The organism is Vibrio sp. HI00D65, assembly GCF_001635455.1.
In the GTDB taxonomy this organism is placed as follows: Bacteria; Pseudomonadota; Gammaproteobacteria; order Enterobacterales; family Vibrionaceae; genus Vibrio.
Genome location: NZ_LWEH01000080.1, coordinates 1 through 219, shown reverse-complemented (window position 1 = coordinate 219; position 219 = coordinate 1). Strand labels below are relative to the sequence as shown.

Here is a 219-nt window from a genome sequence, read left to right as displayed (position 1 = left end):
GAAGGTAAGACGGTTATCGCAATTGCGCACCGCCTATCCACCATCGCAGCAATGGATCGCCTGATCGTTTTAGATGAAGGTAATATCGTTGAAGAAGGCACTCACCAAGATCTGATTAACCAAAATGGTATCTATGCGCAGTTGTGGAATCACCAGACTGGTGGCTTTATCGGTACCGAGAATTAGGCTTTAAAACATTAATTAGAATAGAACATTAAA

1 protein-coding gene is annotated in these 219 nt (G+C 42.0%); it reads left to right on the top strand.

The genetic code is table 11. The features are described from left to right. Positions 1-186, top strand: a 186-nt coding sequence (locus A3712_RS07980; RefSeq protein WP_157618726.1) for a hypothetical protein, incomplete at its 5' end; no start/stop codon positions are given. Positions 187-219 lie beyond the last annotated feature (33 nt).